Source organism: Streptomyces actinomycinicus, from assembly GCF_016741775.1.
Taxonomy (GTDB): Bacteria; Actinomycetota; Actinomycetes; order Streptomycetales; family Streptomycetaceae; genus Streptomyces; species Streptomyces actinomycinicus.
In genome coordinates this window covers 41,154-64,019 of record NZ_JAERRK010000020.1, presented here as the reverse complement: position 1 = coordinate 64,019, position 22,866 = coordinate 41,154, and the positions used below count along the sequence as shown (strand labels likewise).

The following is a 22,866-nucleotide window of genomic DNA, read 5'->3' as shown; positions in this document are numbered from 1 at the left end:
ACGGTCAAGTGCGATCAGGCTACGCTCAGTTAACGGCAGATTAAGTCCCGCCCTGCGAGAGCGGGCGGGACCAGAGGTCGGCCGGGATCACCTCAGGACGGGCGGCGCCGCCTCGGGCGACGTACCCCACCCTGACGGGCGCGGGCCGACCGTGAACGCGAGGGACCGCAGGGAGCGCAGCGCACGGGTCGTCAGATAGGTCCGGCCGTGTGGGGTTCCGTCCGCGCGCACGGCCTGGACGTAGCGGTCGGTGGCCGTGGTGCCGGGCGCGGTGACCGTGAGCCGCCCGGCGGGCCAGTAGGCGCGGTCCAGCGTCAGGTCCACGCGGTCGAAGACGGGGGTGGTGAGGCCCCACGTGTCGTAGCCCGGCTGGACCGGGAAGAGGCCGATGGACGACAGGACGTTCCAGGCGGACATCGTGCCGAGGTCGTCGTTGCCGGTCATGCCGGTGGGCCCGTCGGTGAACAGGGTGAGCGCCGCGTGCACCACGTCCGTGGTCTTCCAGGGCTGGCCGGTGGAGAGGTAGGTGTACGGCGCGATGAGGTCGGGCTCGTTCATCGGGTTGTACCTGGCGGCGTTGTAGTACCCGTACGGGTCGCCGTGCACCCAGACCTCACGGGCGGTCCTCTCGGGGTCGGCGAGCAGCCGGTCGTAGGCGAAGAAGGCGTCCAGGCGGGTGTTGGCCGCCCGGGTGCCGCCGATCAGGCCGATCATGCCGGGCAGGTCCTGCGGCACGAGCCACTGGTACTGCCAGGCCGTTCCCTCGTGGAAGCCCACACTGCGGGCGGGGTCGGCCGGGCCGGTGAAGGCGCCGGCGGTGTCGCGGGCGCGGAAGAAGCCGGTCGCCGGGTCGAAGACGTTCCGGTAGCTCCGCGAGCGCGCCGCGTACCGGGCGGCGTCCTCCTCGTGGCCGAGGCCGCGGGCCATCTGGGCGAGCATGGCGTCGGCGAGGGCGTACTCCAGGGTGACGGAGGCGCCGAAGCGGTAGTCGGTGTCGCCCATCTTGGCGTACGGGCGGCCCTTGATGTACGGGGCGAAGCCCTGCGCCACGTACTCGGCGTTGGCCTCCCGGCCGATGCCCGGGTGGGCGGCGGGCGGCACCCCGTCGGCGTTCTTCCGCAGCGCCCGGTAGGCCCGCTCCTCGAAGCCCGCCAGGAGGCCCATCTGGTAGGCGGTGGTCAGGAAGGGGGTGACCGGGTCGCCGGTCATGATGTTCGTCTCGACCGGGCCGTAGCCCCACCGGGGCAGCCAGCCGCCGTCCTCGTCGATCGCGACCACGGACCGCGCCATGTCCCGCGCCTCGCGCGGCGCCAGCAGGGCGAGCAGTTGGGCCTGGGTGCGGTAGGTGTCCCACAGCGACCAGTTCTGGTAGTACGTGAAGCCCCGGGCGCGGTGGGCCCGCCGGTCCCAGCCGAAGTACCGGCCGTCGGCGTCGCTGCCGATGTTGGGGGCGAGGTACGACCGGTACAGCGAGGAGTAGAAGGTCCGGCGGAGCGCGGGCGTACCCCCCTGCACCCGGACGCCGGCGAGCCGGTGCTCCCACTCCTCGCGGGCGCGCAGGCGTACGGAGTCGAAGGACCGGCCGCCCTCGGCGCGCAGGTTGGCCGCGGCGCCGCGCGAGTCCACGTACGACAGGGCGGTGGTGGCCTCGACCGTGCGGTCCTTCGTGGTGTCGAAGCGGACGTAGGCGCCGCCGTGCCCGCTGCGGGCACCGGGGGTGACGGTCGGGCCGTCCCAGGTGCCGTGGGCGGTGAAGGGCCGGCTGAAGCGGGTGATCGCGTAGACGGTGTAGGGGCCGGTGTCCCGGCAGAAGCCGTGGCCGGTGATCTCGGTGCGGACGGTGCGGTCGTCGAGGATCTCCACCGTGCTGCCGACGGCCTTGTGCAGCGACTGGGCCGCGTTGAGCAGGACGTTGGCCTTGTCGGTGGCCGGGAAGGTGTAGCGCTGCACGCCGGTGCGGGCGGTCGCGGTGAGTTCGGCGCGGATGCCGGAGGCGAGGCCGACGCGGTAGTAGCCGGGGCTCGCCTCCTCGTCCTCGTGCGAGAACGCGGCCGCGTACTGGGCGTAGTCCGTCTGTGTGACGTCGCCGGTGGTGGGCAGGACGGGCAGGTCACCGCCGATGCGGCAGCCGACGCCCGAGAGGTGGACCAGTGAGAAGCCACGGACACGGTTGTGCGTGTAGTCGTAGCCGGTGCTGTGCCCGGTGTCCGGGGACAGCTGCACCATGCCGAAGGGCACGGCCGCGCCGGGGAAGGTGTTGCCCTCGTTCTGGCTCCCGATGAACGGGTTGACCAGGTCGGTGAGGTGGCCGTCGGCCGGCTCGGCGGCCCGTGCGGCGGGGGTGGCGATCAGCGCGGACGCTGCCATCATCCCGGCCAGGCACAGCCGTGTGCCACGGGTCCCTCTCATCTCGGATGACCTCCGGAGGTTCGACATCGTTGCCTGCATCGTGAAGGGCGAACGGTGTGAACCCGGGCATTCGGGGGCGTCGGCGTCGAACGCGTCGCGCCGGGAGGGCCGCTGACGGCACCTCCGTCAGGTCACGACCGCGCCCCGTCGACGCGGACGCCCGGCGGCAGCAGCGACCGGGTGACCTGGCCACGGACCGGGCAGCCGACGCCGATGACGGACGCGGGCGGGCGGTCTAAGCCTGCTCGAGGACGTGCTCGTACAGCCCGGCCGTGCGGCGGGCCACCGCGTCCCAGCCGAACTCCTCGACCGCGCGCGCCCGTCCGGCCTCGCCCATCCGCCGCGCCGTCTCCGGGTCGGCGAGGACGGTGTCCAGGGCCGCGGCGAGGCGGGCCGCGAAGACGCCGTCGTCGTCGTCCACGTCGACCAGGAGTCCGGTGCGCCCGTCCGTGACTACCTCGGGGATGCCCCCCACCCGGGAGGCCACCACCGGCGTGCCGCAGGCCATCGCCTCGAGGTTGACGACGCCGAGCGGCTCGTGCACCGAAGGGCAGACGAACACGGCGGCGTGCGTGAGGAGCTGGACGACCTCCGGGCGCGGCAGCATCTGCGGTATCCAGAACACGCCCGCCCGCTCCCGGTGCAGTTCCTCGAACAGCTCACGGAACTCCCGGTCGGACTCAGGGGTGTCGGGTGCGCCGGCGCACAGCACGAGCTGGGCGCCGGGATCGATGTCCCGTACCGCGCGCAGCAGATGGGGCACGCCCTTCTGCCGGGTGATCCGGCCGACGAACGCGACGTACGGGCGGGTGGGGTCGATGCCGTGCCGGGTGAGGGCGTCGGTGCCGCGGGCGGGCCGGTAGAGCCGGGTGTCGATGCCGTTGTGCACGACGTGGACGCGGGCCGGGTCCAGCGCCGGGTAGCAGCCGAGTACGTCCGCGCGCATGGCGCCGGAGACGGCGATCACCGCGTCGGCCTCCTCGATCGCGGTGCGCTCGGCCCAGCTCGACAGGGCGTGCCCGCCCTGGAGTTGCCCGCTCTTCCGGGGCCGCAGCGGCTCCAGCGAGTGTGCGGTCACCACGTGCGGGACACCGTGCAGCAGCTTGGCGAAGTGGCCGGCGAGGTTGGCGTACCAGGTGTGGGAGTGGACGAGTTCGCGGCCCTCGAGGGCCGCGGCGATGGACAGGTCCACGGAGAAGGTGCGCAGGGCGTCGTCGGAGGCGTCGAGGACGGGCCAGGGACGGTGCCGCACGACACCGACGCCGCGGCCCTCCCCCCAGCAGTGCACCTCCAGGTCCACCAGGGAGGTCAGCTCGCGGGCGAGGAACTCCACGTGGACCCCGGCGCCGCCGTACACGTCCGGGGGGTACTCCCGGGTCAGCAGTCCCACACGCACCCGACAACCCCCTGGCTCCGGCGGCAGGTTCCCCTCATGGTCACTCAGACGGGGCGCGCGGGGAAGAGCACGGCGGCCGGGTGAAGCAGCAGTCGCCGCACAGGCCGCCACCGGGGACGCGGTAGTACAGGCAGCAGCTGCGGCGGCGGAAGGCCGTGCCGGCGCGGACGCCGGTGGCGCGCAGCAGCGGGTGGGTGAAGAGTTCGCCGGTGAGGGTGCGGGCGCGCGCCGCGACGTCGGTACGGCCCTGGGCGCGGGCCCAGCGGTTCAGCTCCCGGGCGGTCGCGGCCAGCGCGGAGCCGGCGTTGCCCCACAACAGGCCCGCCGCGACGCCGTACCGGGCGCGCAGTGCGGCCGTCAGCGGCTCCAGGTGGGCGTGCAGCACCGTGCCGGCCACGGCGTCCGCGGTGCCGGGCAGCGGGCGTGGTCCGCTGAGCCACAGGTCGTCCGGGGCCGGGGCGAGGGGGTCCCAGCGCAGCAGGCGCGGGTGCAGGTCGGGCGTCCGCCCGTACAGGACGGCGCAGCCCAGCGCCACCGACCACAGCCGGGCGGCCAGCCCCTGCTGGGCGATGGAGGCGGCCACCCGCGGCTCGGCGGTCCCCAGCCGTTCCGCGACCGTGGCGACGCGCAGGTGCACCGCGTTGCGGACGAGGTCCGGCGGCTCGCCCTCGTGGGTCTGCGCGGTCGCACCCTCGTAGGTCTCCGCGAGGGTCGGCGGCCGCCGCGGGACGGAGCCGCCCGGGTGCTCCGGTGGGAACGGCCCGGTGCGCAGGGGGAAGAAGCCGCCGAGCGGGCGGAGCGCGGCCAGGTCGGCGTCGAGATCGAGGTCGGGATCCACGACAGGTACTCGTACCAGGCGCGTTCCTGCGGTGGTGCCGCGGGTCTCCCCCCAGTGTCGCCCGCCCAGGGGATGATCACGCGGCCGGTGTACTCCATCGGCAGTAGGACGCATTGCGTGCTCAGGAACGACGACGGGAAGAGCGCGGACGGGCAGAGTGTTCGCCATGGAAGCCGATCGTCCGCCGCGCCGGGCCCTGGTGGCCCGCCGCACGCAGAGGAGACCGCGATGAGCGCCCTGGCGTTGTCCGTGCTCCTGTCGTTCGTCTCCGCCCTCGCGTACGCCGGCGGAGCGATCGTGCAGGAGCAGGTCGCCGTGTCCTCCTCCGACAGCGCGTACCTGCCGCTGCGCCGCCCGGGCTGGTGGGGCGCCCTGGCGCTCAACGGTCTGGGCGGTGTGCTGCACGTGGTGGCGCTGGCCTTCGGCCCGCTGAGCCTCGTCCAGCCGCTCGGCGCGCTGACCATCGTCTTCGCGCTGCCCATGGCGGCGTTGTTCGTGGGGCGCAGGTCCGGCGCGGCCGCCTGGCGCGGTGCCCTGATGTCCACGGTGGGCCTCGCCGGTCTGCTCTCCCTGGTCGGCTCCGCCGACGCGCAGTCCCTCGGTCCGGCCCAGCGGGTCGCCGTCGCGCTGGTCACCGGCGGGGCGGTGGTGGCGCTGATGTTCGCGGGCCTCGCCGCGCACCGGCATCCGGCGGTGCGCAGTGCGCTGCTCGCCGTCGCGTCCGGCATAGCGTTCGGCATGTCGTCGGTGTTCACCAAGACCGTCGCCGTCGACTGGACCCAGGGCGTCGGACTGGCCGGACTGCCCTCGCTCGTGGTGATCGGGCTGTTCTCGGTCGCCGGCGTCCTGCTGTCCCAGGCCTCCTACCGGGGCGCCGGTCTCGCCGCGCCGCTGGCCACCCTGACCGTGGTCAACCCGGTGCTGGCCGCCACGGTCGGCATCCTCATGTTCGGTGAGACGTTCCGTCACGGCACCACGGGCTCCGTGCTCGCCCTGGCCTGCGGGGTGGTGGCGGCGGGCGGTCTGATCATGCTGACGACGGAACGGATGGTGCCGGCGACCGGGGAACCGGCGGACGAGACGGCGACGGCGGCCGGGGCGCCCGCGGCCAGGACCGCGGCGGTCGCACTGCCTGCGGGCGAGAGGACCGTGACCGGGGTACCGGCGGACAAGACGGCGACGGTCGCACCGCCTTCGGTCGGGACGGCGACGGTCGGGACGGCCAGGGTCGTGGTGCCGTCGGGCACGGGGGTGCGGACCGGAGTGCCGGCGGGACAGGCGGCGTCCGCCGCAGCGGCGGTCGCCCCGGACGTGGCGGCGGTCTTCCTCCCCTTGCCGCGGCCCCGCGAGGACGTGGACGCGGGGGCGGTCCGGACCGGGCTCGGCGAGACCGCCGCCGGTGCGGACCTGCGCGGGCTGCTGGTGGCGAGCCAGGCCGGCGGGACCGAGCCGCCGGCCGGCGGTGCGCTCCCCGCGTCGTCCACCGCGCTGCCGGTGGGTGTCGCCGTGCCGCTGCCGGTCCTGGACCGGCAGCGCGCCGGCGTCAGATCCTGACGCCGCCGGCCCGCAGATAGGCGAGCGGGTCGATGTCCGAGCCGAAGCCGGGCCCCGTCCGCACCTCGAAGTGCAGATGCGGGCCCGTGACGTTCCCGGTGGAGCCGGAGCGGCCGATCCGGTGGCCGACGCCGACATGCTGGCCGATCCGCACCGAGATGGCCGACAGGTGCGCGTACTGGGTGTAGCGGCCGTCGGCGTGCCGGAGGACCACCTGGTAGCCGTACGAGCCGCCCCAGCCGGCGGCCACCACCTGGCCGGCCGCCGCCGCCTTCACGGAGGTGCCGGTCGGTACGAGGAAGTCGACGCCGGTGTGGTAGCCCTTCGACCAGTGAGAGCCCGCCACGTGGTAGCCGGTGCCGACGGACGCCGTCACCGGGGCGACGAGCTGATGCGCCGACGGCGTGGTGTGGTGGGTGGTCGGGTGCTCCGAAGGTGTCTTCTTCTTCGGGGACTTGGGCGGCGCGCTCTTGGTGCCGGTGCCGCCGAGGCTGAGCCGCTGTCCCGGCACGATCAGATCGGGGTCGCTGCCTATGGTGGCGCGGTTGCCCGCGTAGAGCGCGCGCCAGCCGCCCGCCACGTGCTGCTCGCCGGCGATCCCGGACAGGGTGTCACCGTGCACCACCGTGTACATCTCGGCCCGGCCCGCGCGGGACTGCGGGGTGATCTGCGGCTGCACGTCCTTGGCGGAACCGGACTTCGCGGTGCCGGCGTTCCCGGCGGTGGTCCGCGCCGGACGCGTCGACCCGGAATCCGGGTGCACGCCGGGGCCCCCGCCGCCCCGGGTCAGTCCGGCCCGCACCGAGCACACCGGCCAGGCGCCCGGCCCCTGCCCGTCCAGGACCTTCTCGGCGACCGCCATCTGCTGGTCCCGGGTGGCCAGATCGGCGCGCGGTGCGTACCGGGCGCCGCCGTACGCCTCCCAGGTGGACTGCGTGAACTGCAGCCCGCCGTAGTAGCCGTTGCCCGTGTTGATGCTCCAGTTGCCGCTGGACTCGCAGGCGGCGACCTTGTTCCAGGTGGCCGCGTCGGCTGCGTTCGCGGTGCCGGCGGCGACCAGCGGGATCGCCAGGCCGGCGCCGCCCGCCGTGACGGTGAGTGAGGCGCGATTGATCCTGTTCGGCTGGTACCGGCGGTGCCGGCCGCGTACGGCCATGTGCGAAATCCCCTCGGCATGCGTCAGGAGGGGCAAAAGTAAGCGCAGCGAACAGGCCATGACAAGACAACGATTCGGCCTCCCGGTGGGACCAAGTGGCCGGGAAGGGACCTTTCTTGGGCCGCGGGGCCGGTGAGTGAGGCAGAAGGCGCCCGCACTGCGTACACATGCGTGGCGGGTCGGATGTGCGCTCGCCGTAGCGGCACGTCAGGATGGGCGAGGGCCCGTACTGACGGAGCCGTAGTCACGAGGCAGCTAGGGAGCAGGCGGTATGAGCACTTCAGCGCAGATCGGCGTCACCGGGCTCGCGGTCATGGGCCGCAATCTCGCCCGGAACTTCGCGCGCAACGGCTACACGGTCGCCGTGCACAACCGTACGGTGTCGCGGGCGCAGGCGCTGGTGGAGGAGTTCGGGGACGAGGGTGACTTCATCCTGGCAGAGACCGCCAAGGAATTCGTCGCGGCCCTCGAGCGCCCGCGCCGCCTGGTGATCATGGTCAAGGCCGGTGATCCCACGGACGCGGTGATCCAGGAGTTCGCGCCGCTCCTGGAGCCCGGGGACATGATCATCGACGGCGGCAACGCGCACTTCGCGGACACCCGGCGCCGGGAGCGGGAGCTGCGCGAGCGGGGCATCCACTTCGTCGGCACCGGCATCTCCGGCGGCGAGGAGGGCGCGCTGCACGGGCCGAGCATCATGCCGGGCGGTTCGAAGGAGTCGTACGAGTCGCTGGGCCCGATGCTGGAGAAGATCTCGGCGAAGGCCAAGGACGGCGCGCCGTGCGTGACGCACGTGGGTCCGGACGGCGCCGGCCACTTCGTGAAGATGGTGCACAACGGCATCGAGTACGCCGACATGCAGCTGATCGGCGAGGCGTACCAGTTGCTGCGCGACGTCGCCGGGTACTCCCCCGCCCAGATCGCGGACATCTTCCGCACCTGGAACACCGGCCGGCTGGACTCGTACCTGATCGAGATCACCGCCGAGGTGCTGTCCCACGTGGACTCGGCGACCGGCAAGCCGTTCGTGGACGTCGTGGTCGACCAGGCCGAGCAGAAGGGCACCGGCCGCTGGACGGTCCAGATCGCCCTGGACCTCGGCGTGCCGGTGTCGGGCATCGCCGAGGCCGTCTTCGCGCGCTCCCTGTCCGGGCACGCGGCCCTGCGGGACGCCTCGCGGGGGCTGGCCGGGCCCAAGCCGGCCGCGCTGAGCGAGTCGGAGGCCGGGGCCTTCGCGGACCGGGTGGAGCAGGCGCTGTACGCGTCCAAGATCGTTTCCTACACCCAGGGATTCCACGAGATCGCCGCGGGCAGCGAGGAGTACGACTGGGACATCGACCTCGGTGCGGTGTCCTCGATCTGGCGCGGCGGCTGCATCATCCGCGCGGCCTTCCTGGACCGCATCCGCTCGGCGTACGACGCCCGACCCGACCTGCCGAGCCTGCTGTCGGACGAGACGTTCGCACAGGAGATCGCGCAGGCGCAGGACGACTGGCGCGAGGTGATCATCGCGGCGACCCGGCAGGGCGTGGCGGTGCCCGGCTTCTCGGCGGCGCTGGCGTACTACGACGCCCTGCGCGCCGAGCGGCTGCCCGCGGCGCTCACCCAGGGGCAGCGGGACTTCTTCGGGGCGCACACGTATCGGCGAGTGGACCGGGAGGGCGCGTTCCACACGCTGTGGGGCGGGGACCGGTCGGAGGTCCCGGCGTAGTTCGGGAGCGGGCGGCGGTCGCCGGGCGCCGGATGCCGGGTGCCGGGTGCCCGGTGCCGGGCGGCCATCGGCTCGGTCGGTGCGGAGCGGGGGCGGGTGCCGGGTGCGGGTGCCGGGTGCCCTCCGGCTCGGTCGGTACGGACAAGGCGCGGGTGCCGGGTGCCGGGTGCCGGGCGGCCATCGGCTCGGTCGGTGCGGAGCGGGGGCGGGTGCCGGGTGCAGGTGCCGGATGCCGGGTGCCCTCCGGCTCGGTCGGTGCGGAGCGGGCGCGGGTGCCGGGTGCGGGTGGATCGTGGCTTGGCGCGCGGTCGGGTGGATCGTGGCTTGGCGCGCGGTTACCCGCGCCCCTGGGGAGCGGGCGCTGCGCGCCCTCCCCTTCAGGGGTCCGGTCCCCGGCGTCTTCAGCTGAGGGGTGGGCCTGGTTCCGGGTTGGGTACTGGTTCCGGCCCCGGGGGGATCGGGGACGGTGACGGTTCCGGTGGGCCCGGGGCGGGCGGAGCCGGGGGTGGCGTCGGGTCGGGGCCCGGCGCCGGCGGTGTCGGCTCGGGGCCCGGCTGCGGGGGCGGAACCGGGCTGGGATACGGATCCGGCGGGGTCGGGCCCGGGCCGGGTGCCGGGCCGGGCGGGACCGGGTCGGGGTGCGGGTTCGTCATGAGGGTCCTCCGGCAGTCACGGGACGTCGCCACTGGATCACTCCCCCGCGTACCCGGCGGATGCGCGGCCACTCACCCGACGGCCACACCCACCGGGTCAGAACCGGTCCGGGTGGGCGCGCAACCAGGCCTTGGCGGCCTCCAGCAGCTCCGGGCCGGCGGGCGGGGCCGTCTCGGGGTGGCGTTCGGCCCACTTGGCGACGTACGGGCAGAGCGGGACCACCGGGACACCCTCGCGCTCGGCGAGGGCGTACAGCTCGCGGGCGAGTGATCCGGCGATGCCCTTCCCCTCGTGGGCCGGCTCGACGACGGTGTGCACGGGGACCAGGGCGCGCGCGGGCGACTCCAGCTCGAAGTACTCGATGTGGCCGACGACTTCACCGTCGCCGACGGCCTCCAGGCGGCCCGCCGTCCGGTCGTCGCGGATCTCGGTCTCGCTCATCGGCACGCACGCTCCTGGTCCTGGTCCGCCGGTCAGGCCGTCGGCACGGCCTGCGGGCTGCGCTGCTGGTCGGAGCCGGGCACCGGCTCGGACGGGTCGGCGCCGAGCGACACGATCCGGTTGTCCGCGTCCACGTGCACGACCCGGGGCCGCAACTCGCGCGCCTCGGCATCGGTGACCTGAGCGTAGCTGATGATGATCACGAGGTCGCCGGGGTGGACGAGATGGGCCGCAGCGCCGTTGATCCCGATGACCCCGGACCCGCGCTCACCCTCGATGACGTACGTCTCCAGCCGGGCGCCGTTGGTGACGTCGACGATGTGCACCAGTTCCCCGGGCAGCAGGTCGGCGGCGTCGAGCAGGTCGGCGTCGATGGTCACCGATCCCACGTAGTGCAGGTCGGCCTGGGTGACGGTGGCCCGGTGGATCTTGGACTTGAACAGAGTACGCAGCACTTTGGACTCCTGTTTGACGGCTCCCTGCCTGCTTTGTGCAGGTCAAGGGCGGTCTCGACCTTACACCGACACCCCCGTGAGATGTTTGTGAGGAACATCGCTCCGGTCAGGCGAGACGGCTTCCTACCTGAGCTTTCCCTTCGCTCAGGCATCTGTTGGGGACGATCGCCCTAGAACGCGCGGGGACTCATACTGACCGGATGCTGACTTACCTGACGAGCTATCAGATACGCGGGAACGCTCTCTGCACACGGACGACGTCTGCTAACGCACCACCAAACTGTCGGGCACCGACATCGCTCCGGTGCACGGAACACGGCCCCTTTGGCCATCAGCCGGTCGACGCTCGACCGCTCCGGAAGTCGGCTCGCTGGTTGCCGCCCGCCCGAGGCCCCTCGGCAGCGTGGAACTCGCGAGCGACGGCTTCCCACCCGGCGGCTTCGCGAGCAGGAGGCGTGGTAGGAGACCGACCGCGTCTCGAGCAGCTGCAGATGCGGATTGTGCTGGGCATGTTTGGCGAACGTCAGCCCCGCAACAGTGACCACCTGCGCACCTGGCGTGAGTACAGCCAGACCGCGCTCCTCACCCTAGATACCGGCGGGCTCGAAGCGTCCCGGCTTCTCTCCGGGGTTCGGCGGAACCCGAGGCTCTGACTCCCGCGTACGGCCGCTGCCCGGGGTGTGCCATACCGCAGCCCGGTTTCACCGTGAGCCCACTGCGGGGCATCGCTCGGCTGCCCTGCACATCCGCCGTGCAGGGCAGCCACCCACCGTGGTGGGCTCCCGGTTGGAACCTACTGGCTACACCGCATGCTCTCGCTGCAACGGCGGTAGGGCATGGACACGATGACCGCCTCTCAGGCGTTCTCGTCATGGATCCGCGCACCCAGATCCTCCGCCCACTCCAGCGCCCACGCCTTGAGTTCTTCGATCTGCCGGGAGGTGAGCCCGTACGCGGTGTAGTCCTCATCCTCGTACCAGTCCGCGCCGATAAGCCGGTCCCTGAGGTCTTCAAGGCTGAACTCGTCGTGGGCACGACGGCGGCCCAGGGATTCGAGGTCGGCGGTGGAGCGGTGGCGGGAGGCAGCCTGGACGTCGATGAGGTCGCGAACGGTGCCGCGGTCGGCGAGGGCACGGACCTTGGTGCCGATCACGTCATCGAGGGAAAGAACAGGGCCGTAGGGGGTCTGAGCGGGAGGGGCCCAGAACGCCTCCTTGAGGACGTCGACCTCGCACTCCTCGCCGCTGTCCGGATCGGTGACGAGGAAACGGCCGCTGAGGGGATCGGTCTGGACGTGCGTGGTCCGCCATCCGCGCGCGCTGAGACCTGCTGTGAGTGAGGCGACGATATCGGAGCGGGGTTCTCGGTGGCGACGTCGAGGTCGCGGCTGAAGCGTTCGACCAGGCCGTGGGCCTGCACGGCGTATCCGCCGGTGAGGACCAGAGGGTAGGGGGAGCCGAGGTCGAGGATGTCGGCGAGGAGACGCTCGTGGAGCGGAGTGAGCTTCACGCGGCCGTCGTGTCGGCCGGAGGGGTGCGGAGCAGCTCAGGGAAGGCGTCCTCCCAGACCTCGCGGATGTAGGGACTGATCAAACGCCGCAGCACGGGCCACTGCTCGGTGAGCAGCCGGTGGTGCAGCAGGGCCACCAGGTTCTCACTCAGTCCTTCGGCGAGGACGGTCCGGTAGAGCGTCATGCGGGACTTCGGACGGTCCAGGCTGTAGCTCGTCCGCCCGGACCAGACGATGTGGAGCGGCAGGTCCACGTTGCCCTCGACGGGACCGGCCAGCTCCTGCAAACGCTCGGGCAGTCGACTGCGGTAGCGGTCCCGCAGCACCTCGGCGCGGGGAGCGGTGATCGTCGGGTCCATGCATCCAGTATCGCCGCTGGGAGGCGGCGGCATGGCGGATACGGGGCTCCCCTGTCGTACGTACGGGTCGGGCGCCGCCCGCGCCCTTCCCTCGGACATCTCACCCAGCGGGCGCATAGCGCATCATGGCCTGCCCGTGCAGCCCCCAGGTGGCGCGGCAACCGGCTGCCCTGCCGACCCGGGACCGGCCCCGCTCGCGGGCGAGTGATCACGACGCAGCAGGCCACGCGGAGGGCACCGTGTCGGCAATGACGACGGTGCCGAAGCCGAAGCCCATGGCGCTGGCGCAGTGGACGAGAAGGACACCGGGGCGGACGAGGTCGCGATAGCGGCCGGAGGGGGCAGGCGGCATCCATAAGGCACGCCGCTTCGGCCCCGAACGCAGCCCACTCGCTCAGGACCCGTGCCCCGGACGAGCTGTCGAGTCACGCAGCGACCGTCGCCCGCCTCGACACCGACACACTCGATGCGACTGTCGGCACGTTCGTGCAGACCCACACGGCCGACCCGCCACCCGGGATCGCGGGCACCCCGCCCCTGCTCCAGCTCGCCGCGGACGGCAAGACCGTGCGCGGCGCCCGGACGTCGACGGTCTGCAGTCGCACCTGCTCGGCGTTCACCAGGTCGATCCCGGCTTGATGCCCGCCCAGCGCGAGATGCGCCACGAACCGCACGAGACCCTGCACTTCACCGCCGCCCTGGACCTGATCCACGACATCAACAGCGCGACCGTCATCGCCGACGCCCTGCACACCGTCGCCGACCACTCCCGCCACCCGCACCGACGCGGCACGTTCGGGCTCTTCCCCGTCAAGGAGAACCGCTCCGCGCTCTTCGCTCCGCTCGACGCACTCACCCCGCCGGCGATGCCCGCCCGTTCTGCCGTGCCGGTGAGGCCGGCCGGCAGCGGGCGATCATCAGGCGGCCGGCGAAGCCGGACGGCCCCCGTCACGTCCGACGAGTGCGCCGCCGGGGAGAGGAGTCGCTAACGGGGCAGACACGGCCGGGACATCGGGCAGAAACGGGGCGTTCCTAATTTCTGTCGCACGACAGGAACTCCACAGGAACACGCCTCCGCGACAGGGGACCGTCATGACCGTGACCACCGATCCCGCACCGCCGCCCCCTCCATCCGCCGACGACACGGACGACGGCACGCTGGCCACCTTCGGGTACCGCCAGGAGCTGCGGCGGCAGATGGGGCGCTACGCGTCCTTCGCCGCCGGGTTCTCCTTCATCTCCGTCCTGACCACGGTCTTCCAGTTCTTCGCCTTCGGCTACTCCTTCGGCGGGCCGCCGTTCCTGTGGACCTGGCCCGCCGTGTTCGCCGGCCAGCTACTCGTCGCCGCCTGCTTCGCCGAACTCGCCGCCCGCTACCCCATCTCCGGGGCGATCTATCAGTGGTCGACCCGTCTGAGCAGCCCGGTTTTCGGCTGGTTCACGGGGTGGATCATGGTGATCGGCCAGGTGGTCGTGGTCGCCGCCGCGGCGCTCGCACTGCAGGTCGTGCTGCCCCCGGTCTGGTCCGGTTTCCAGCTCGCCGGCGGCGACCCGGCGCCCACCACGGCGACCGGGGCGGCCAACGCCGCCCTTCTGGCTCTCGTCCTGCTGGTGCTGACCACGGTCGTGAACGTACTCGACAACCGCGTCATGTCGGCCGTCAACCGGATCGGCGTCACGGCCGAGATCATCGGCGCGGTCCTCATCATCGTGCTGCTGTTCACCCACGTGGAGCACGGTGCCGGCGTGACGCTGAGGACCGGCGGCCAGGGCGGTACGGTTACGGCGCTGCTGGTGGGCTCGTTCACCGCGGCCTACGTCCTCATCGGCTTCGACAGCGCGGGCGAGATGAGCGAGGAGACCCGCAACCCGCGGCGCACCGCTCCGCGCACCATTCTCAGCGCCCTCGCCGCGGCGGGCATCCTGGGCGGCCTGCTGCTGCTCGCCGGCCTTCTCGCCGCACCCAGTCTCTCCGACGGCCGCCTCGCCACCGAGGGACTGAGCTACGTCCTCACCAGCAGCCTGGGCGACGGCGTGGGCAAGGTTCTCCTCGCGGACGTGGCGGTGGCCGTCGCCGTGGCCACACTCGCCATCCAGACCGCCGGAAGCCGGATGCTGTTCTCGATGGCGCGTGACGGGATGCTGCCCTTCTCCGCACGGCTGGCGAAGGTCTCGCCGCGCACGGGCATGCCCTTCGTCCCGGCCCTGGTGGTGGGCGTCCTGGCCGCGGCGCTCACGCTCCTCAACCTCGCCTCCCCGGAGGCGTTCCTGGCCATCGGCACCACGTGCATCGCCATGCTGTATCTCGCGTACGCCGGGGTGACCGCGCCGATGCTGGTCCGGCGGCTGAGGGGGCAGTGGCCGGCGACGGACGGCGGCGACCGTGACGAGCTGGGCAGACCACTGTTCTCGCTCGGCCGCTGGGGCCTCCCCGTCAACACGCTCGCCGTCGTCTACGGGCTGTTCATGACGGTCAATCTCTCCTGGCCGCGCCCCGGGGTGTACGACCCCGCGGGAGGCCACTGGTACTTCCAGTGGTTCACGGTCCTGTTCGTCGGCGCCACGGTCGCCGCCGGTGCGGTCTACATCCGCCTCGGAGGGGCCGCCTCCGCGGCGCGAAAGCCGGGCCGCAGGGAACCGGCCGAGGCCGTGCGCATCTGAGCGGGTACGCGTCCCGGGCGCGTCGTCACCGCTGCGCCGCGAGGAGCTGCTGCCCCTCGCGGCGCAGCGGTGCGAGGGAACGCTCCGGCACGCCCGCGATCCGCAGTGCCGCGTCGGCCGTCGCCACCGCAAGGGCCGCCGGGTCGCGGGCGGGGTCGGCACGCCGGATGAGGATCACGCTTTCGGTGAGGCCGAGCAGGAGGTCCGTACGCAGTGCGCGCTCCTGGGGGCCGAGTGCCGCGCCCCGCTCCGTACCCACCAGCAGCTCCCCGTAGGCCGCCTTCAATTCGGCCCGGACCTGATGGAAGACGGCGAAGTGTTCCGTCTGCACCTCGGGCAGGAGGTACAGGGCCCCGAGGTTGTGCGGGCCACGGCACAGCAGCTTGACGTCGGAGTGACACAGCGCCCACAGGCGTGCCTCGGCGGCTGCCCCGGAGCAGGCCACCAGTTCCCGCGCGACCTCCAGCGAGGGGCGGACGGTCCCTTCGAGCAGTGCCGCGAGGATCGCCTGTTTGCCGTCGAAGTAGTGGTAGAGGGACGCCTGCCGCAGTCCGGCCCGTTCGGCGACCGCCCGGGTGGACGTCGCGGTGTAGCCGTGTGTGGTGAACAGCTCGGCCGCGGCGGCCAGAACCTCTTCGCGCGGCTCCAGTCCGCTGGCGGGACGCTCCTGGGCGCGCGGGCGGCCGACTTTTCTGCCGACGGGTGGACTCACCCCGTGATCCTCGCACAGGCCGGTGGGCTCCCCGGGGCCGAGCTGCTGGAGTGAGGTTCCGGCCACCACACCGAAACACGCGGGCAATGGCTGCGACTCGCCCGGCCCCTAATTTCTGTCGTACGACAGAAATAGCGTCGAGTCGGAGGTTCAGCCGTGGCGACAGCTTCAGCGACAGCGTCGGCCCGTGGTGCCCGCGACCATGCTCGCGCCCAGGAGGGCACGACATGCGGCACCATGCCCGTACTCCCCGCCAGCGGCTGGCCGGCGCCCCCCGAGGGCATCGCCGCCGGCGACCTCGTGTGGGCGGAGACCGTGGCGGGCGGCAACTACACCCACAAGGTCCTCGCCCGCGGCACCGAGCTGCGCCTGACCGACCTCACGGGCGACGCGTGCGCACACGTCCTGCTGTACAGCGCCGACCGCCCGTGGGAGCGGCTCAACACGGCCGACACGGTCAAGGTGTTCTGGAACGCGTACCTCGGCGAAGGACACCTCCTCCTGTCGGACCAGGGCCGGGTGCTCGCCTCCGTCACGAAGGACACCTCCGGCCGGCACGACGCCCTCACCGGCACCTCCACCCTCGCCCGCAACACCGAGCGGTACGGGGACGGGGCCCCGCATTCGGCCTCCCCGGCCGGGCGTGAACTGTTCAAGCTCGCCGCCCTCAAGAACGGCCTGAGCCCGCGGGACATCCCGCCGTCCGTCTCCCTCTTCCAGGGCGTACGGATCGCCGAGGACGGCACCACCGTGTTCACCGGCTCCGCAGGCGCCGGCACGTCCGTCACGCTGCGCGCCGAGCAACCGCTGACGGTGCTGATCGCCAACGTCCCGCACCCGCTGGACCCGCGGCCCGCCTACGTCTGCGGACACCTTGAGGTCGTCGCGTACCGGGCCAGGCCGACGGCACCCGGCGACGTCCTGTGGGACGCCACCCCCGAAGGCCGTCGCGCCTTCCTCAACACCGCCGACCACCTCGACGCCAGGGGGATCGCATGACCGCCGCATCCGCTCGCACACACCACGTCGTCCTGGGCCAGACCGTCCCCGCCCGCGCCGCATGGTCCGCCGTCCTCCGCAAGGGCCGACTGCTGACCATCACGGACCTGCACGGCAACCAGGCCGCGGACTTCCTCGTCTACGACGCTCACGACACCTCCGTGCGCTACAGCGCCCCCGACACCGTCCAGGCCCAGGGCAACATCTTCCTGACCACCGGCTCGGTACTGCTGTCCAACGAGCACACCCCGCTGATGACCGTCGTCGAGGACACCTGCGGGCGGCACGACACCGTCGGCGGCGCCTGCTCCAAGGAGTCCAACACGCTCCGCTACGGGCACCACACCTGGTCGCAGCACGCCTGTGTGGACAACTTCCTCAGCGAGGGCAGCAAGCACGGTCTCGGCAAGCGCGACCTGGTGTCCAACATCAACTGGTACATGAACGTACCCGTCGAGAGCGACGGCACCCTCGGCATCGTCGACGGCATCTCGGCGCCGGGCCTGAAGGTCGTGCTGCGCGCCGAGACGGACGTCATCGCGCTGCTGTCCAACTGCCCGCAGATCAACAACCCCTGCAACGGATTCGACCCGAGCGCCCTGCAGGTGACGATCACCGAGCCGGAGGAGAGCTGAAGCCCATGACGTTCGACACTCTGCTGGTCGCCAACCGTGGTGAGATCGCGTCGCGCATCATCCGCACCGCCCGCAGGCTCGGCCTGCGCACCGTCGCGGTCTACTCCGACCCGGACCGCGGGACCGAGCACGTCCGGCTGGCCGACGAGGCCGTACGGCTCGGCCCGGCCCCTGCCAAGGACTCCTACCTCGACGCCTCCTTGATCCTGAAGGCCGCCAAGGACACCGGAGCCGGTGCCGTCCACCCCGGCTACGGCTTCCTGTCCGAGGACGCCGGCTTCGCCCGCCGCTGCGCCGAAGAGGGACTGGTCTTCGTCGGCCCCACCCCCGGGCAACTGGAGCTGTTCGGTGCCAAGCACACGGCGCGCGCCGCCGCGCAGGCGGCGGGCGTCCCGCTCGCGCCCGGCACCGGTCTGCTGCCCTCCGTGGAGGCGGCCCTCGCGGCGGCCGGGGAGATCGGCTACCCGGTGATGCTCAAGGCGACCGGCGGGGGCGGCGGTATCGGCATGCAGGCGTGCCACAGCGCCGACGCCCTCGAAGACGCCTGGGAGCGGGTGCAGCGCGTGGCCGCCGCCTCCTTCTCCTCCGCCGGCGTCTTCCTGGAACGGCTCGTCGAGCGTGCCCGCCACGTCGAGGTGCAGGTCTTCGGCGACGGCGAGGGCCGCGTCGTCACCCTCGGCGACCGCGACTGCTCGCTCCAGCGCCGCAACCAGAAGGTCCTGGAGGAGGCCCCGGCCCCGGACCTCCCGGACGCGGTACGTGAGCAACTGGCCGCCTCGGCCCGGGACCTGTGCGCGTCCGTGAACTACCGCTCCGCCGGCACGGTCGAGTTCGTGTACGACGCCGACCGCGAGAAGGCCTACTTCCTCGAGGTCAACACCCGCCTCCAGGTCGAACACCCCGTCACCGAGGAGATCTACGGAGTCGACCTCGTGGAGTGGATGCTGCGCCTCGCGCAGGGCGACACGACGGTCGTCACCGTGCCTGAGACGCCGAAGGGCCACGCCGTCGAGGCCCGTATCTACGCCGAGGACCCTTCCCGCGACCACCGGCCGAGCGCGGGCCTGCTGACCCGCGTCGCCTTCCCCGAGGGCGTCCGCGTCGACACCTGGGTGGAGACCGGCACCGAGGTCACCACCTCCTACGACCCGATGCTCGCCAAGGTCGTCGCGCACGGCAGCGACCGCGCCGAGGCGCTCGACAAGCTGGACGCCGCGCTCGCCACGACCCGGCTCGACGGCATCGAGACCAACCTCGGCCTGGTGCGCGCCGCGCTCCGGGACGCCGGCGTACGTCAGGCGGCCCACTCCACCGCCTCGCTCGCCACGATCAGCGACCCGACGCCGCGCATCGAGATCGTCACGCCGGGGACCCTGACCACCGTGCAGGACTGGCCCGGACGCACCGGCCACTGGCAGGTCGGCGTCCCCCCGTGCGGACCGATGGACGATCTCTCCTTCCGGCTCGGCAACACCGCGCTCGGCAACGCCGAGGGCACGCCCGGCCTGGAGTGCACCCTTGAGGGCCCCGCAGTCCGCTTCACCCACCCGACCACGGTCTGCGTGACCGGTGCCCCCGCACGCGTGACGGTCGACGGCATCGCCGTACCCCAGTGGGAGCCGGTCACCGTCGAGGCCGGACAGACCCTGGCCGTCGGCGCGCCCGACGGACCCGGCCTGCGCACCTACGTGCTGTTCGCCGGCGGCCTGGACGTACCGGAGTTCCTGGGCAGCGCGGCCACCTTCACCCTCGGCCGGTTCGGCGGGCACGGCGGCCGCGCCCTGCGCGCGGGCGACGTCCTGCACGGCGGCGAGCAGCGCCGGGAAACCTCGGTCGTGCCCCTCGGCCGACGGCCGTCCTTCGGTGGCGAGTGGCGTATCGGCGTGGTCGAAGGCCCGCACGCCGCCCCCGAGTTCTTCACCGACGACGACATCCGCGACTTCTACACCGCGGACTGGAAAGTGCACTTCAACTCGGCGCGCACCGGTGTACGCCTCGTCGGCCCCAGACCGCGATGGGCGCGTACGGACGGCGGCGAGGCGGGCCTGCACCCGTCCAACATCCACGACACGCCCTACTCCGTCGGCGCCGTCGACTACACCGGCGACATGCCCGTCCTGCTCGGCCCCGACGGGCCTTCACTGGGCGGCTTCGTCTGCCCCGCGACGATCGTGACCGGGCAGCGCTGGAAACTCGGCCAGCTCCACCCCGGCGACACGGTCCGCTTCGTCCCGGTGACCACCGAGGCCGCCGCCCGCCTGCGGCGGGACCCGGTCGCGGCCCCGCGCACCGACCGGGAGGCCGTCGTCGACGGCGGCGTCCTCGCCCGCCTGGACCGGACCGGGGACCGCCCGTCGGTCACGTACCGGCGCAGCGGCGACGACAACCTCCTCATCGAGTACGGACCGATGCAACTGGACCTGGCGCTGCGCATGCGGATCCACGCGCTCGCGGAGGCACTGGCCGGGCAGCGGCTCGACGGCGTCGTCGACCTGACCCCGGGCATCCGCTCCCTCCAGGTGCGGACGGACCCCGACGTCCTGCCGCAGGAGAAGCTCCTCGAGATCGCCCGGCGTACGGAGGAGGAACTCCCCGCCCCCGACGCGCTGGTGGTGCCCAGCCGGATCGTCCACCTGCCGCTGTCCTGGGACGACCCGGCGACCCGCGAGGCCATCGCCCGCTACATGGCGGGCGTACGCGACGACGCCCCGTGGTGCCCCTGGAACATCGAGTTCATCCGCCGCGTCAACGGCATGGAGAGCGTCGACGACGTGTACCGCACCGTCTTCGACGCCGAATACCTGGTCATGGGTCTGGGAGACGTGTACCTGGGCGCGCCGGTCGCCACGCCGCTGGACCCGCGGCACCGGCTGGTCACGACCAAGTACAACCCGGCCCGCACCTGGACCGCGGAGAACTCGGTCGGCATCGGCGGCGCGTACCTGTGCGTCTACGGCATGGAGGGCCCCGGCGGCTACCAGTTCGTCGGCCGCACCACACAGGTGTGGTCGGGCTGGCAGCAGCGCGGCGCCTTCGAACCGGGCAGTCCCTGGCTGCTGCGCTTCTTCGACCGGATCAGGTGGTACCCGGTCGACGCGGACGAACTCCTGGAGCTGCGCGCGGACATCACGTCCGGCCGGTTCGTGCCGAGGATCGAGGAGGGTTCCTTCTCGCTCGCCGCGTACCAGCGGTTTCTCGCCGACCATGCCGAGTCGATCGCCGAGTTCCGCGCCCGGCAGGGCGTCGCGTTCCGTGCGGAACGCGACGCCTGGGAGGCGGCGGGCGAGTTCGCCCGCGCCGACGCGGCCGCCGAGGTCGCCCCGCCGGCCACCGACATCGAGGTCCCCGTCGGCGGCCACCTGGTCGAGGCCGAGTTCACCGCATCCGTCTGGAAGGTGGAAGTCGCCGTAGGCGACCGCGTGTCGGCCGGACAGCCGCTGCTCGCGCTCGAAGCGATGAAAATGGAGTCCCGGGTCCCGGCCCCCGCCGACGGCATCGTCGCGCGGATCCTGGCCAGGCCGGGCAGTCAGGTCGAGGCCGGTGCCGCGCTCGTCGTCCTCGCTCCCGTCGAGAACATGGAGGCAGCCGCATGATCACGGCGGTGGAACGGGTCCGGGCCGCCTACGCGCGCATCGCACAGGTGAGCCGGCCGGAGGTGTGGATCGGCCTGCGCCCGCAGGCCGAGACCGAGGCGGACGCCGCCGCGGTCGACGCGAGGACGGCCGCCGGTGAGCGGCTGCCGCTGGCCGGGACGGTGGTCGCCGTCAAGGGCAACATCGACGTGGCCGGACTGCCGACCACCGCCGGCTGTCCCGCCTACGCCTACAAGCCGGACGCCGACGCCCCGGCGGTGGCCCGCCTGAAGGCGGCGGGCGCCGTGGTCCTCGGCACCACGAACCTCGACCAGTTCGCGACCGGTCTGGTCGGCACCCGCAGCCCGTACGGAGCGGTCCGGGGCGCCGTCGACCCGGAGCGCGTGTCCGGCGGTTCCTCGTCCGGTTCCGCGGTCGCTGTCGCGCTCGGCATCGCCGACATCGCGCTCGGCACGGACACCGCGGGCTCGGGCCGGGTACCGGCGGCCTTCAACGGCATCGTCGGTCTCAAGCCGACCATCGGGCTGGTCCCGACCGAGGGCGTCGTCCCCGCCTGCGCCTCGCTCGACTGTGTCACGGTCTTCGCGCGTACACTGCCGGAGGCCGAGAGGGCGCTGTCCCTCATGACGGCGCCGCCCGGGCGCGCACCGTCGGCTCCGGCCGCCCGCCGTCCCGGGCCGTGGCGGATCGCCGTCCCGGAACCCGGCCAACTGGGCCGGCTGGACAGTGGCTGGACCGAGGCGTTCGACGCCGCGGCGCGGCGGCTCGCCGACGCGGGCGCCGAGATCCTGCCCGTCGACCTGGCACCGTTCACCGAGGCGGCCGTGATGCTGTACGAGGGCGCGTTCGTCGCCGAGCGCTACACCGCCGTAGGCGCCTTCGTCGACGCGCACGAAGGCTCGCCCGACCTCGACCCGACCGTTGCCGGAATCATCTCGCGGGCCAGGGACATCCCGGCCCACCAGCTGTACGCCGACCAGCGGAAGCTGGCAGACCTCCGCACCCGCGCCCTGGCCTCCCTCGGCGACTCCGACGCACTGCTCCTGCCGACCGCACCGGGCCACCCCACCATCACCGAGGTCGAAGCCGACCCGCTGGGCGTCAACGCCCGGCTCGGCCGCTTCACCAACTCCACCAACCTCTTCGACCTGGCGGCGGTGGCGGTTCCCGCCGGCAACGTGAACGGGCTGCCGTTCGGTGTCATGCTGATCGGCCCGGCCTTCACGGACGAGCGGCTCGCCCGCATCGCCGGGCTGCTCACCTCCCCGCCGCTGCGGCTCGCGGTGATCGGTGCGCACCTGTCGGGGCAGCCCCTGAACGGGCAGTTGCTCGCTGTGGGAGGACGGCTGGTACGTACGACCACGACCGCGCCCGCCTACCGGCTGTTCGCGCTGGACACCCTCCCGCCGAAGCCGGGGCTGGTCCGGGTCGGCGAAGGCGGGAACACGATCGAGGCGGAGGTGTGGCAACTTCCCGCCGAGGGACTGGGCGCACTCCTCGCCGCGCTGCCCCGCCCGATGGCGCTCGGCAGCGTGGAACTCGCGGACGGAAGTTTCGTGACCGGTTTCCTCTGCGAACCACAGGCCGTCGAAAGTGCCCGTGACATCACGCCGTACGGCAGCTGGCGCGCGTACGTGGCCGGTCTCGCCCGGCCCAAGCAGAGCCACTGCCGCGACGCACGCTGACCTTTTGCTGACCGGGGGCGAGCCTCGGAGAGCATCGCGTAGGTCTTGCCGACGCCGGGTGCCGCGCCGAGGTAGATCCGGAGCTTGCCGCGTGCCATG

General features: G+C 72.7%; 17 protein-coding genes and 2 pseudogenes. 9 read left to right on the top strand and 10 right to left on the bottom strand.

Annotated elements, in window-relative coordinates:
• Positions 1-87: 87 nt before the first annotated feature.
• From JK359_RS29690 to JK359_RS29680, 3 genes are all read right to left on the bottom strand, one after another.
• Positions 88-2,409, bottom strand: coding sequence for a GH92 family glycosyl hydrolase (locus tag JK359_RS29690; RefSeq protein WP_201842149.1), 2,322 nt, complete (start codon positions 2,407-2,409; stop codon positions 88-90).
• Positions 2,410-2,644: 235 nt separating this feature from the next.
• Entirely contained in the window at positions 2,645-3,805 is a 1,161-nt protein-coding gene (glgA, locus tag JK359_RS29685) for a glycogen synthase (RefSeq protein WP_201842147.1), read from the bottom strand.
• A gap of 40 nt (positions 3,806-3,845) precedes the next feature.
• Positions 3,846-4,643, bottom strand: coding sequence for a (2Fe-2S)-binding protein (locus JK359_RS29680; protein WP_307788325.1), 798 nt, complete (start codon positions 4,641-4,643; stop codon positions 3,846-3,848).
• Positions 4,644-4,871: 228 nt separating this feature from the next.
• Between JK359_RS29680 and JK359_RS29675 the strand changes: the two genes are divergently transcribed.
• Positions 4,872-6,197, top strand: a complete 1,326-nt coding sequence (locus tag JK359_RS29675) for a DMT family transporter (protein WP_201842145.1) — start codon at positions 4,872-4,874, stop codon at positions 6,195-6,197.
• On the opposite strand, the gene JK359_RS29670 is transcribed toward JK359_RS29675, so the two are convergent.
• Positions 6,187-7,353, bottom strand: coding sequence for a transglycosylase family protein (locus tag JK359_RS29670; protein ID WP_201842143.1), 1,167 nt, complete (start codon positions 7,351-7,353; stop codon positions 6,187-6,189). The genes JK359_RS29675 and JK359_RS29670 overlap by 11 nt on opposite strands.
• 271 nt (positions 7,354-7,624) lie before the next feature.
• Between JK359_RS29670 and gnd the strand changes: the two genes are divergently transcribed.
• On the top strand, positions 7,625-9,064 hold the full coding sequence (gnd, locus tag JK359_RS29665) for an NADP-dependent phosphogluconate dehydrogenase (protein WP_201842141.1): 1,440 nt from the start codon (positions 7,625-7,627) through the stop codon (positions 9,062-9,064).
• Positions 9,065-9,814: 750 nt separating this feature from the next.
• On the opposite strand, the gene JK359_RS29660 is transcribed toward gnd, so the two are convergent.
• The 4 genes and pseudogenes from JK359_RS29660 to JK359_RS29645 all read right to left on the bottom strand — a co-directional run bounded on the left by JK359_RS29660 (position 9,815) and on the right by JK359_RS29645 (position 12,482).
• Positions 9,815-10,159, bottom strand: coding sequence for a GNAT family N-acetyltransferase (locus JK359_RS29660; protein ID WP_201842139.1), 345 nt, complete (start codon positions 10,157-10,159; stop codon positions 9,815-9,817).
• Positions 10,160-10,191: 32 nt separating this feature from the next.
• Positions 10,192-10,614: an aspartate 1-decarboxylase gene (panD, locus tag JK359_RS29655; RefSeq protein WP_201842137.1), complete on the bottom strand. Its 423-nt coding sequence runs from the start codon at positions 10,612-10,614 to the stop codon at positions 10,192-10,194.
• An 856-nt stretch (positions 10,615-11,470) separates the two neighbouring features.
• A pseudogene (locus JK359_RS29650) lies at positions 11,471-12,123 on the bottom strand (nucleotidyl transferase AbiEii/AbiGii toxin family protein).
• Complete coding sequence (locus JK359_RS29645; protein ID WP_201842135.1) at positions 12,120-12,482, bottom strand: hypothetical protein; 363 nt, start codon at positions 12,480-12,482, stop codon at positions 12,120-12,122. The pseudogene JK359_RS29650 and the gene JK359_RS29645 overlap by 4 nt, the downstream one beginning before the upstream one ends.
• A gap of 486 nt (positions 12,483-12,968) precedes the next feature.
• On the opposite strand from JK359_RS29645, the gene JK359_RS29640 reads away from it, so the two are divergent.
• From JK359_RS29640 to JK359_RS29630, 3 genes are all read left to right on the top strand, one after another.
• Positions 12,969-13,121, top strand: a complete 153-nt coding sequence (locus tag JK359_RS29640) for a hypothetical protein (RefSeq protein WP_201842133.1) — start codon at positions 12,969-12,971, stop codon at positions 13,119-13,121.
• A complete protein-coding gene (locus tag JK359_RS29635) occupies positions 13,121-13,471 on the top strand; it encodes a hypothetical protein (protein ID WP_201842131.1) in 351 nt (116 codons plus the stop codon). Before JK359_RS29640 ends, JK359_RS29635 begins: the two co-directional genes overlap by 1 nt.
• Before the next feature lie 103 nt (positions 13,472-13,574).
• Positions 13,575-15,143, top strand: a complete 1,569-nt coding sequence (locus JK359_RS29630; protein WP_201842130.1) for an amino acid permease — start codon at positions 13,575-13,577, stop codon at positions 15,141-15,143.
• Positions 15,144-15,168: 25 nt separating this feature from the next.
• On the opposite strand, the gene JK359_RS29625 is transcribed toward JK359_RS29630, so the two are convergent.
• Entirely contained in the window at positions 15,169-15,855 is a 687-nt protein-coding gene (locus JK359_RS29625; protein ID WP_201842128.1) for a TetR/AcrR family transcriptional regulator, read from the bottom strand.
• A 237-nt stretch (positions 15,856-16,092) separates the two neighbouring features.
• Here JK359_RS29625 and JK359_RS29620 point away from each other — a divergent pair, with 237 nt between their 5' ends.
• From JK359_RS29620 to atzF, 4 genes are read left to right on the top strand one after another with little or no spacing between them, the layout of a single operon-like run.
• On the top strand, positions 16,093-16,854 hold the full coding sequence (locus JK359_RS29620; protein ID WP_236678641.1) for an urea amidolyase associated protein UAAP1: 762 nt from the start codon (positions 16,093-16,095) through the stop codon (positions 16,852-16,854).
• Positions 16,851-17,489 (top strand): urea amidolyase associated protein UAAP2, encoded by a 639-nt coding sequence (locus tag JK359_RS29615; protein WP_201842124.1) that lies wholly within the window; start codon positions 16,851-16,853, stop codon positions 17,487-17,489. The genes JK359_RS29620 and JK359_RS29615 overlap by 4 nt, the downstream gene beginning before the upstream one ends.
• 5 nt (positions 17,490-17,494) lie before the next feature.
• Positions 17,495-21,082, top strand: coding sequence for an urea carboxylase (gene uca / locus JK359_RS29610; protein ID WP_201842122.1), 3,588 nt, complete (start codon positions 17,495-17,497; stop codon positions 21,080-21,082).
• A complete protein-coding gene (atzF, locus tag JK359_RS29605) occupies positions 21,079-22,767 on the top strand; it encodes an allophanate hydrolase (protein WP_201842120.1) in 1,689 nt (562 codons plus the stop codon). Before uca ends, atzF begins: the two co-directional genes overlap by 4 nt.
• Here the strand turns inward: atzF and JK359_RS40460 are convergent.
• Positions 22,767-22,865: pseudogene (locus JK359_RS40460) on the bottom strand (hypothetical protein); the annotation flags it as partial. The gene atzF and the pseudogene JK359_RS40460 sit on opposite strands and share 1 nt — an antisense overlap.
• Position 22,866 lies beyond the last annotated feature (1 nt).